This is a genomic window from Pontibacterium sp. (assembly GCF_041587635.1).
Classification (GTDB): Bacteria; Pseudomonadota; Gammaproteobacteria; order Pseudomonadales; family Balneatricaceae; genus Pontibacterium.
Genome location: NZ_JBFGYC010000086.1, coordinates 1 through 10,173 on the forward strand (window position 1 = coordinate 1; position 10,173 = coordinate 10,173).

Genomic DNA, 10,173 nt, shown 5'->3' on the forward strand with positions numbered 1-10,173 from the left:
CCCGACAAGAGATTCGAATTCGCAGTTTCGCGGCAGTATCGGCCACCACCGTGATACATGGGGTAGCAATATTCAGCATCAGATCAATTGGTGGAGCCCGATTTACCCCATTTCAGATGACAATACGCTGACGTTTTATCCGCACTACTGGTCCACTCCCGTGGCAAACACCACCGCGAGTTGGAGCTTTGAGGCTTTTCGCAAAGCTCGCCAGCAAGCTCAAGCGATATCGGCAAACGCACAGATCGACTATCCCTATGCGCCACAAGCGATGGAGGCGGTGAGTGGTGAAGGGGTTAACGTACTTCTCGACCCCGGTGATCTGCTGTGTTTTTCCAGTGCACATCTGCATGGCAGCAGTGCTGAACCGCGTTCGGGCTTTCGTTTTAATCTCGAAATGCGATCGTTTGGCGAAAAGGATGTTGATCGGGATACACCCCCTGAGAATATCGACAACGCTCAATCCCAACCCAACTACCACTGGTTTAACCGGATCAGCGATGGTGGAAAATATTCGCAATAGCGCGCGGCAGCATAAAGGCGTTGTGTTGGTGTCCCAGAGCGATGTTGGTCATTGGATCGCGCATGGCATTTAAATTAAACTGCTGTATCAGTTAACGAGACGCGTAACACAGATTATGTTTGATCAGTTCCTTTGGTTACCCTTTTTAGTCGCGATTACCGCACTGACCCTGACACCCGGTGTTGATACATTGTTGGTGATGCGTAATGCCGCCCGCGGCGGTCATCGTGACGGACTGTTGACCAGTCTGGGTATCTGTTTAGGGCTGTTCATCCATGCCAGTATCTCTGCGGCGGGGCTTTCCGTCATTCTGCTGGGTTCAGCCGAACTGTTTATGTTGCTCAAACTGGCGGGGGCTGCTTATCTGATCTGGTTGGGTGTGCAAAGTCTGCGTTCGGCGATCAATCGCCAGAAATTGCAGTTTGAACAACCGGACGCTGTTAGCACGATCCCCGCAATCGTCTCGTTGCGAGAAGGCCTGTTGTCCAATGTCCTGAATCCTAAACCAATCATCTTCTACATGGCATTCTTGCCGCAGTTTATCGATCCTGCGTATTCTGCATTGCCACAGGCATTAATGATGGCCACCGTACATTTCACTATCGGTATGCTTTGGCAGGGCTCACTGGTGCTGATGGTCGGGCGTGCCCGTTGTTGGTTGCAGCAGCCACGTGTGGCGAAAGTGCTGGATAGCATCACGGGGGCTCTGTTAATTGGGTTTGGTGCGAAGTTGGCCAGTACCAGTAATTGATCACTTGCTGAGGTGATCAAGGTTATACGCCGTTTTATTGATCGGCTGACGCATGATGAAGTTGGTGATAATCGAATTAACCCCTTCGATGACGGTCAGGTGGTCTAAGAGTAACTGCTGATAGTGATCGAGATCGCGGGTAACCACCTTCAGTAAATAGTCCGACTGGCTGCCGGTAATCAGGTAGCACTCCATAACCTCGGGGATCTGGGCGACGGCATCCTCAAAGGTTTTAAGTTTGTCCTTGGTTTGTTTATCGAGAGAGATCTGCACCAGAATGCTCATCGGCAATCCGATCTTCTTCTGATCCAGTACAACGATCTGTTTCGCGATCAATCCCTTTGCTTCAAGTTGTTTTATCCGCCGTCCACAGGGTGTCTGCGACAGGCCTACCGCGTCGGCTAATTCTGTAATGCTGATACGTGCATCTTTCTGCAATAGCTCCAAAATTCTTCGATCGATCCGGTCCAGTTTTTCCATATTACTCTCGCTTTAGAGGCTGATAGTTTTCATTTCCTATCGACCTGATTGAGTTGCTTGTTGCCCTGAGTTGGCGGGTGATCAGATCATTGCTTGGGTTCAAAAAAGTGATATTTCGATGGGTGTTAGATGCATCCGCTAATAAATAACTATTTTGTGGATTATATCGCTATTTAAGTGTTTTTGTAGTGGCGTTTTTGACCACGATCACTCACGGGCTAGTGCTAGGATTTTGGTCACTACAAGAACAGATCCCAGAGCAGGTCGCGGTCATGAATAACATACAGGTCCAGCACAGTTTAGATGCTGAAGAGAAAGGGTTAGAAAACGCAGAATGGATTGAGGCGCTGGAGTATCTCCGTCGAGAGCAGGGCGAGGATCGCAGTCGTGAGATGTTGCGGTTGTTGCAGGATCATCTGTTGAAGCAGGGTGTGACCCTGCCGGAAGCAACGTTGAATACGCCGTATCGCAATACTATCCCCCCGCATCAGCAGTCCGGCTATCCGGGCAATATCGAGCTGGAACAGAAGATCGAAAATATCATTCGTTGGAACGCGATGGCGATGGTCTTAAAAGCCAATGAAGACGGTTCGGGTGTGGGTGGGCATGTTGCTACGTACCAGTCGGCCGCGACTGCGTTGGAAGTTGGGTTCCACCATTGGTTTCGCAAGCACTCCGAATCCTACGGCGGCGATATTCTGATGGTACAGGCGCATGCCGCACCTGGCATATATGCGCGGGCCTATCTTGAGAATCGCTTGTCAGAGCAACAGGTGAATAATTTCCGCCGTGAGCTGCAGTCCGGTGGTGGTTTACCGTCCTATCCTCACCCGCGCCGGTTACCTGATTTCTGGCAGCTGCCGACGGCATCCATGGGGCTTTCAACGCCTTCTGCCATCTATCAGGCGCGCTTTATGAAGTACCTCGAAAACCGTGGCTTGAAGCCTGATAACGGAGGCAAGGTATGGTGCTTTATCGGTGACGGGGAATCGGATGAGCCGGAAGTGCTGGGCACGATCAACATGGCCACCCGCGAGAATCTGGATAATCTGGTGATGGTCGTGAACTGCAACTTGCAGCGTCTGGACGGTCCGGTGCGGGGCAACGGCAAGATTATTCAGGAGCTGGAGCGTAGTTACCGTGGCGCCGGCTGGAACGTGATTAAAGTGATCTGGGGTAGCGAGTGGGATGAGCTTTTCTCCCGTGATCGGGATGGCCTGCTGCAGGCTCGCATGGATCTTGCGGTGGATGGAGATTACCAGTTCTATACCGTGTCTGACGGGCACACCGTACGTGAGCATTGGATCGATGGTGATGAACGTTTAGCGGAGTTGATGAAAACGCTGAACAATGACGAGATCCGGGTGATTCGTCGCGGCGGCCATGATCGCAAAAAGCTGTACGCAGCCTTTGAGCGTGCAGCCCAAGCCACCGGTCGCCCCACCGTGATTCTGATGAAGACCGTAAAAGGTGAAGGCATGGGCGCCTCTGCGGAAGGCCAGAATACCGCGCATCAGAAAAAACAGTTCAGTGCGGAGGAGCGCATTGCGATTGGTAAACGTTTTGGTATCCCGCTGACCAATGAGCAGATGGCGAAGGCTGAGTTGTACAAACCGGCTGAAGACAGTCCCGAAGCTCAATATCTGCATAAGCATCGCGAAACGTTGGGTGGTTATCTGCCGTCACGTGAAGTGAGGTGTCAGCGTTTAACCGCGCCGCCACTCAGCCTGTTTAAAGCCGCCATCGAAGGCACCAAGCGTGAGCAATCCACCACCATGGCGTTTGTTCGTATGTTGGCGGCGATGCTGAAAGACAAAGAGCTGGGCAAATACATTGTGCCTATCGTGCCGGATGAAGCGCGGACCTTTGGCATGGAGTCACTGTTTAAGCAGTTTGGAATCTATTCCAGCGAAGGGCAGAAATACAAGCCGGTCGATGCCAGTTCTCTGCTGCCGTACAAAGAGGCGAAAGATGGTCAGCTGTTGCAGGAAGGTATCTGTGAGGCCGGTGCCATGGCGTCATTTCTGGCGGCGGGTACGGCTTATGCGAATTTCGCGGTGCCGATGATTCCGTTTTACATCTTCTATTCGATCTTTGGTTTCCAGCGTGTTGGCGACATGATCTGGAGCTGTGCTGATTCTATGGCGAAAGGGTTTCTGGTAGGCGGTACTGCCGGACGGACAACCCTGAACGGTGAAGGCTTACAGCATCAGGACGGCCACTCTCATGTGATCGCATCCACGGTGCCGAATATGCGCAGTTACGATCCTGCGTTTGCCTATGAGCTGGCGGTCATCGTGCGGGACGGTATCGAGCGCATGTATCAGAACGATGAAAACATCTTCTACTACCTGACCTTGTACAACCAGAACTACCCGATGCCAGCCATGCCGGAGGGTGTTGAGGACGGGATTCTCAAAGGGATGTATCGCTATCAGAAAAGCGATAGCACGGGGCAAAAAGTCCATTTGCTGGGCAGCGGCAGTCTGATGCAGGAAGTCCTGAAAGCCGCCGAGATTCTGCAGGGTTATGGCTGCAACGCAGATATCTGGAGCGTGACCAGTTACAACGAGTTGCTGCGTCAGGCGCAGCAGATTGAGCGTCAGAATATGCTGACACCGGAGGCTCCAGAGCAAAATTATATCCAGCAAATGATGGCGGATGAGCAGGGAATTGTGGTGGCCTGCAGCGACTTTATGAAGTCATTACCCACCAGTGTTGCGCGTTGGTTCCCGCAGCCGGTGATCGCTTTGGGTACGGACGGTTTTGGCCTCAGCGAGTCGCGGCCTGATCTGCGAGATCACTTTGAAGTGGATGCACGTTACATTGCCTGGTCGGCGCTGGCCGGGTTGTATCGCGAAGGATCGTTAAGACAGGACGTGCTGATACAGGCGCGGACTGAGCTGAATATTCCTGAGTCAAAATCCGACCCAGTTTCTTTCTAAACGGATTAGCCAACACACACTTTAATTTTGATGAAAACCGCTTGGGTACAGACAGATGTGATGCCTGAGCGGTGTGCTGATTGCGTGGAGATGAGCAATGACAATACACACCATATTTATGCCAGAGACCGATGGAAGCGGTGAAGCCGTCGAGTTGCTTACAATACCCGGTGATGAGGTTTCCGAGGGTGATCCTTTATTGGTACTGGAATCCGATAAAGCCTCCATGGAGGTGCCATCGCCTGTCGATGGAACGGTCAAACGCTGGTTGGTTAAGATGGGCGCAGAGATCGCCACCGGGACGCCTTTGCTGGAACTGGAGTTGCTTCAGACTCAGGCGAATGAAGACGAGCTACGTCTGGAGGAGCCAGTGGTGGAGGCGGCCAAGAAAACACCTGCCGCATCAGAATCTGAGCAGGATGCGGAGATTCAGGAAAAGTCCCAGGTATCCGCACCGTTGGTTCGGCCTCCGGTTATTGCCGTTGATGCAGCTGTCCTGTCGGGGGCTGAGATTTATGCAGGCCCGGCGGTGCGTAAACTGGCGCGCGAACTGGGTATCGATCTGCTGGAACTGTCTGGCAGTGGCAAGCGCGGTCGTATTCTCAAAGAGGATCTGAAAGCTTACGCTAAACAACGTTTGTCTGCAGATAAGCCAAAACCTGCCGTGCAGGGGACGGGGATTCCGGTGATCCCGCTGGACGATTTCACACGATATGGTGAGGTTGAGCAGCAACCGTTATCGGGCATCGCCAAAGCCACTGCAGCGCATATGAGCCGCTGCTGGTTGAACATTCCCCATGTGACCCTGTTCGATGAGGTTGTGATCGATGATATTGAAGCGTTCCGTCGGTCGATTGATCATGAAGCACAGGGCTTACCACGTCGGCCAACGCTGTTGCCGTTTATGATCGCGATTGTTGCCCGGGCGTTGCGCCAGTTTCCACAATTTAATGTGGCGCTTGATCCGGCGAACGACCAGTTGATCAGCAAATCCTACGTTAATATCGGCTTTGCGGTGGATTCTCCAGCAGGGTTAGTCGTGCCCGTTATTCGGGATGCGGATAAAAAGAGTATTCGAGAGCTGACGCTAGACATTGCGGATCTGAGCCAGAGAGCGCGTGATCGAAAACTCGGTGTGGCCGATATGCAGGGCGGCTGTTTCACCATCTCCAGTATGGGAGCCATTGGTGGGACAGGCTTTACGCCAATTATCAACGGGCCTGAAGTGGCGATTCTTGGCATCGCTAAGTCAGCCATCAAACCTGTCTGGGACGGTGATCAGTTTGTGCCCGCGACGATGTTGCCGTTGTGCCTCTCATTCGATCATCGGGCGATCAATGGCGGTGATGCGGGGCGATTTATGGCCTGTGTTCATGCCATGTTGACGGATGTTCGGCAGGCGTTGCTCTAACGCCAAGCGGGTAGTGTCTGATAAGCTGCTATCCGCTTGCTCACATTTGATAATGGAACTATTCAACGGGGACGCAGTATGGCAAGTGTAGAATATTATTTCTGTCTCAATTCACCTTGGTCATTGTTTGCAGCAGAGCAGCTACTCAGTGTGCGATCTGATCTTGATTTCGATCTGACGGTTAAACCCATCGAAATTGCTCGCCTGTTTGATGAGACCGGCGGACTGCCATTGAAGAAACGGTCTCCCAACCGGCAAAAATATCGGTTGCAGGAGTTAACGCGTTGGAGCCAGCGTTTGGGTATTCCCATCAATTTGCACCCCGCACACTATCCTTGTAACGAAGCGTCTGCTGACGCACTGGTTTTATCTGCTGAACAAGAAAAAGGTCAGGGGTTGGAGATGGCAATCAGTATCGGTCGCGGTTTGTGGTGTGAGGATGCAGATATCGCTGATCCGGACTTTATCGCTTTACAGGCTGAGAAGTTTGGTCTGTCTGAGATTGTGGATCAGTCTCAAACGGCGGCGATGTTGGCGCAAAATACCGCTGAACTGATCGAAAAGGGCGGTTTTGGTGTGCCTACATTCATTGTGGGTGAACAGGTATTTTGGGGGCATGATCGGATCGATTTCTTGATTGAAGCGCTGAGTTAACAACGCAGCGTGTCATCTTTCCTCTGAAAGGCAGTGATTTCAAACTGCATCGTGATGTGGTGCGATGAAGTCACTGCCTTGGTTATGTTGCCGCTTTATGACGCATAGTTCTGCGGAAAGAGTGCTCGCTTCGTCTCTTCATCCACCTCAGTTTTAAAGTTGATATTGCTGCCAGTGGCGCGGGCTTTGGCGACGGCTGGACGTGCATCAACGGATTGGAACCAGCGATTCAGGTTGGGGTAGTGTGCCAGTTCGCCTTCACCCAGCACGGGGATCACCTTATCAATCCAACCCCATGCGGCAATATCGACAATAGAATAGGTATCACCCACGATAAATTCCCGATCGGCGAGGCGATCATCAAGAATCTGGTAATGTCGCTGCGCTTCACGACGGTAACGATTGATCGCATAGGGACTCTTTTCCGGTGCTGCATGCTGGAAGTGAACCGCTTGTCCGGAATAGGGACCCAAACCCGATGCGATAAACATCAGCCAGGACAGCAACTGACCTCGGTCTTCTTCCTTAACGAGGAATTGGCCGGTCTTTTCCGCCAGATATAGAAGAATCGCATTGGAATCGAAGACAACGGTTCCGTTATCGTCGATGGCGGGGACTTTACCGTTTGGGTTAATCAGCCTGAAGTCAGAAGCATGCTGCTCGCCTTTGCGGGTGTCCACAGGAATGAGTTCATACTCCAGACCGGATTCAGCGAGAAACAGAGCGACCTTCATTGGGTTAGGCGTCGGGTGAAAGTAAAACTTCAACATGATGGTATCCTTTAAACTGAGCAGCGTTTTGGGTGCTTAGGATTTATGCGTTTTCGAGTTTCAATACCGCATCGATATCGCATGCTTCATGACGTTCTGCGAGCATTTCCCAAGGTTCTCCCCACGTACGATTAACAATGGTACCACGCTGTACGGCCGGACGTTGCGCAATGTCTTCTGCCCAGCGTTGAACGTGTGTGTAGGTTTCTGCATCTAAAAATTCCGCAGCGTTGTAAGCAGTCCCTCGTACCAGGTTGCCATACCACGGCCAGATTGCGATGTCCGCGATACTGTAGTGGTCCCCTGCAATGAAACGTGTTTTCGCGAGCTGCTTATCGAGCAGATCAAGCTGACGTTTCACTTCCATGGTGAAGCGATCGATAGCGTACTCAATTTTTACAGGTGCGTAAGAATAGAAGTGTCCAAAGCCGCCACCGAGGTATGGGGCCGAGCCTTGTAGCCAAAACAACCAGTTAAGAACTTCTGTACGTTCCGGAAGACTTTGGGGTAGGAAAAGCCCGAACTTTTCCGCCAGATACAGCAAAATCGCCCCTGATTCGAATACCCGTACCGGATGTTCGCCGGAATAATCCAATAAGGCCGGAATCTTCGAATTAGGGTTCACATCCACAAAGCCGCTGGAGAACTGATCGCCTTCCCCAATACGAATAAGGTGAGCGTCGTATTCCGCTTCTTGCAGGCCGAGAGCTAGTATCTCTTCCAGCATAATGGTGACTTTCTGACCATTGGGCGTGCCCATTGAATACAGCTGCAGGGGATGTTTGCCCTGAGGCAGAGTGACTTCATGGGTTGCGCCAGATACCGGGCGATTGATCTTGCCCCAATCGCCGCCGTTTTCAGCGTCGAATGTCCAGACCTTGGGTGGTACGTATTCGTTGGTCATAATCATCTCAAAAATCTAAGTTTCAGAAAGCGGTCGCCTCAGCTATACATTCAGACCTGAACTCGCGATCAACTTGAAAGACTGTTCATTTTTCATATCCTATCTGGACTAGAACAGTCGTTCAAGTTAAAATTTGATCAAATGTTCAAACGGTGATGAGATGCCTAATCCTGCAAGACATGATCGACAAGCCACAGTTATAAGGGCGACTCACCTTTTCTGGGAGAAGGGCTTCCACGGGACCTCTATGCGTAATCTTCAGGAGCATATTGATATGCGCCCGGGGAGCATCTACGCGACTTTTGGAAGCAAAGAGGGACTGTTTAAGGAGACATTGCAGTATTACACCCAATCCGGTGTTGCCCGTTTGTCTGAATACACGGATACGTTTTCATCACCACTCGATGCGTTAAGGCACTTTATTCGAGGTATTGTGCAGGGTTGTGATACCGCACCCAGTGAGATGTGCATGCTTGTTAAAACGGTCTCTGAACTGACTGAAGACAACATGGAGTTGTTAAAGGAAGCCAAGCGGCTGCTGGGTGTAATGGAAAGCGCGTTTGCGGCTGTGCTGCTCAAAGCGCAAGAACAGGGCGAGTTGGATCGAAACAAGGATGTAAGACGCATGGCACGTTTTTTACAGATGCAGCTGATCGGGCTGCGTGTTTATGCCCGCTCAAATAATGATGAAAAGGTTGATGAACTGGTCGACGATATTCTGAACTGTTTGACCTAGTGAGCGACGGGCATGGCCCTTACCTCTATCGACTTTTCCATCTGTGCTTTTAGAGCCTTCCCCTCTTAGGACCTCTCCGGTGGCTCCGTGTTTGGTACAGTATGGCCCGGCATATCAGGTTATTTCCCTGTCGTTATCTATCGTTATCTCGATGAACGCCCAACATATTCTATTTCCTTTGATGTAAGGTCCTGACGATGTTTGCAGAAATTTTTTCCATCTTGGCCCCCGTTTTTGTGTGCGTTGGGATTGGTTATGCCTGGTCCCGAAGTGGGAAGGATTTTGATACCTCGCTTGTGACAGCCATCGTCACCTATTTTGCAACGCCGTGTCTGGTTTTTTATGCGTTGGCAACGGTTGAGCTGGATCTGTCAAAGTTGTGGAGTATGGGGCTGGCTGCCCTGATCGCCAATGTGGCATTTGTTCTGATTGGTGGTGCAGTACTGGCGGCGTTCAAGCTACCACAACGGGCATTTCTTCAGGCGTTAACCTGGCCCAACGTGGGTAACGTTGGGTTGCCTTTGTGTTTATTGGCATTCGGTGAGGAGGGGCTTGCGCTCGCGATAGCCTTCTTTACGGTCTACGTGGTGTTGCAGCTGACGCTGGGGGTTGCTTTTGTTTCAGGTAGCTTTTCGCCTAAATCACTGCTGAAAATGCCGATTATTCCGGCCACCGTACTGGCTTCGGTTTTTCTGTTTGGCAATTTCGAGGTACCTAAGTGGCTGTTTAATACCACCAAGCTAATTGGTGACCTGACCATACCACTGATGCTGTTTACGTTAGGTGTATCACTGGCCAGCTTGAAGATGGGGAGCCTGAAAACCGCCATCGCTTTATCTCTTTTACGCCTTGGCATGGGGTTTGGTGTGGGGATCGGCATTGTTGCAGGCATGGGCTTTACAGGACCGGCCGCAGGTGTCGTTATTGTGCAATGTGCTTTGCCCGCGGCGGTATTCAGTTACCTGTTTGCCCAATTATACGATCAGCGCCCGGAAGAGG

At 51.4% G+C, this 10,173-nt stretch carries 9 protein-coding genes and 1 pseudogene; 7 read left to right on the forward strand and 3 right to left on the reverse strand.

Features of this window, described 5'->3' with window-relative positions; all coding sequences use genetic code 11:
• Both ABYW01_RS06600 and ABYW01_RS06605 read left to right on the forward strand, forming a co-directional pair.
• Window positions 1-523: pseudogene (locus tag ABYW01_RS06600) on the forward strand (hypothetical protein); the annotation flags it as partial.
• A 115-nt stretch (window positions 524-638) separates the two neighbouring features.
• Complete coding sequence (locus ABYW01_RS06605; protein ID WP_372831696.1) at window positions 639-1,274, forward strand: LysE family translocator; 636 nt, start codon at window positions 639-641, stop codon at window positions 1,272-1,274.
• On the opposite strand, the gene ABYW01_RS06610 is transcribed toward ABYW01_RS06605, so the two are convergent.
• The gene (locus ABYW01_RS06610; protein WP_372831697.1) at window positions 1,275-1,754 is read right to left on the reverse strand and encodes an Lrp/AsnC family transcriptional regulator; all 480 of its coding nucleotides are present in this window, start codon (window positions 1,752-1,754) and stop codon (window positions 1,275-1,277) included. It abuts the gene before it with no gap.
• Window positions 1,755-2,026: 272 nt separating this feature from the next.
• On the opposite strand from ABYW01_RS06610, the gene aceE reads away from it, so the two are divergent.
• The 3 genes from aceE (at window position 2,027) to ABYW01_RS06625 (ending at window position 6,764) form a co-directional block, all read left to right on the forward strand.
• Window positions 2,027-4,699, forward strand: coding sequence for a pyruvate dehydrogenase (acetyl-transferring), homodimeric type (gene aceE / locus ABYW01_RS06615; RefSeq protein ID WP_372831698.1), 2,673 nt, complete (start codon window positions 2,027-2,029; stop codon window positions 4,697-4,699).
• Between the two features lie 97 nt (window positions 4,700-4,796).
• On the forward strand, window positions 4,797-6,110 hold the full coding sequence (locus tag ABYW01_RS06620) for a 2-oxo acid dehydrogenase subunit E2 (RefSeq protein WP_372831699.1): 1,314 nt from the start codon (window positions 4,797-4,799) through the stop codon (window positions 6,108-6,110).
• A gap of 78 nt (window positions 6,111-6,188) precedes the next feature.
• A complete protein-coding gene (locus ABYW01_RS06625; protein WP_372831700.1) occupies window positions 6,189-6,764 on the forward strand; it encodes a 2-hydroxychromene-2-carboxylate isomerase in 576 nt (191 codons plus the stop codon).
• A 95-nt stretch (window positions 6,765-6,859) separates the two neighbouring features.
• Here ABYW01_RS06625 and ABYW01_RS06630 read toward each other — a convergent pair whose 3' ends face one another.
• Together ABYW01_RS06630 and yghU are read right to left on the reverse strand one after the other, a co-directional pair.
• Complete coding sequence (locus tag ABYW01_RS06630) at window positions 6,860-7,534, reverse strand: glutathione S-transferase family protein (RefSeq protein ID WP_372831701.1); 675 nt, start codon at window positions 7,532-7,534, stop codon at window positions 6,860-6,862.
• 43 nt (window positions 7,535-7,577) lie between these two features.
• A complete protein-coding gene (yghU, locus tag ABYW01_RS06635; protein ID WP_372831702.1) occupies window positions 7,578-8,438 on the reverse strand; it encodes a glutathione-dependent disulfide-bond oxidoreductase in 861 nt (286 codons plus the stop codon).
• Window positions 8,439-8,598: 160 nt separating this feature from the next.
• On the opposite strand from yghU, the gene ABYW01_RS06640 reads away from it, so the two are divergent.
• Both ABYW01_RS06640 and ABYW01_RS06645 read left to right on the forward strand, forming a co-directional pair.
• Window positions 8,599-9,174 carry a TetR/AcrR family transcriptional regulator gene (locus tag ABYW01_RS06640; RefSeq protein ID WP_372831703.1) on the forward strand — a complete coding sequence of 192 codons (576 nt, stop codon included), beginning with the start codon at window positions 8,599-8,601 and terminating at the stop codon, window positions 9,172-9,174.
• 197 nt (window positions 9,175-9,371) lie between these two features.
• Window positions 9,372-10,173, forward strand: an 802-nt coding sequence (locus tag ABYW01_RS06645; RefSeq protein ID WP_372831704.1) for an AEC family transporter, incomplete at its 3' end; no start/stop codon positions are given.

Bases quoted from the DNA above. Each gene is read 5' to 3' on its own strand.
- ABYW01_RS06605 (WP_372831696.1), top strand. From the start codon at position 639: ATGTTTGATCAGTTCCTTTGGTTACCCTTTTTAGTCGCGATTACCGCA.
- ABYW01_RS06610 (WP_372831697.1), bottom strand. From the start codon at position 1,754: ATGGAAAAACTGGACCGGATCGATCGAAGAATTTTGGAGCTATTGCAG.
- aceE (WP_372831698.1), top strand. From the start codon at position 2,027: ATGAATAACATACAGGTCCAGCACAGTTTAGATGCTGAAGAGAAAGGG.
- ABYW01_RS06620 (WP_372831699.1), top strand. From the start codon at position 4,797: ATGACAATACACACCATATTTATGCCAGAGACCGATGGAAGCGGTGAA.
- ABYW01_RS06625 (WP_372831700.1), top strand. From the start codon at position 6,189: ATGGCAAGTGTAGAATATTATTTCTGTCTCAATTCACCTTGGTCATTG.
- ABYW01_RS06630 (WP_372831701.1), bottom strand. From the start codon at position 7,534: ATGTTGAAGTTTTACTTTCACCCGACGCCTAACCCAATGAAGGTCGCT.
- yghU (WP_372831702.1), bottom strand. From the start codon at position 8,438: ATGACCAACGAATACGTACCACCCAAGGTCTGGACATTCGACGCTGAA.
- ABYW01_RS06640 (WP_372831703.1), top strand. From the start codon at position 8,599: ATGCCTAATCCTGCAAGACATGATCGACAAGCCACAGTTATAAGGGCG.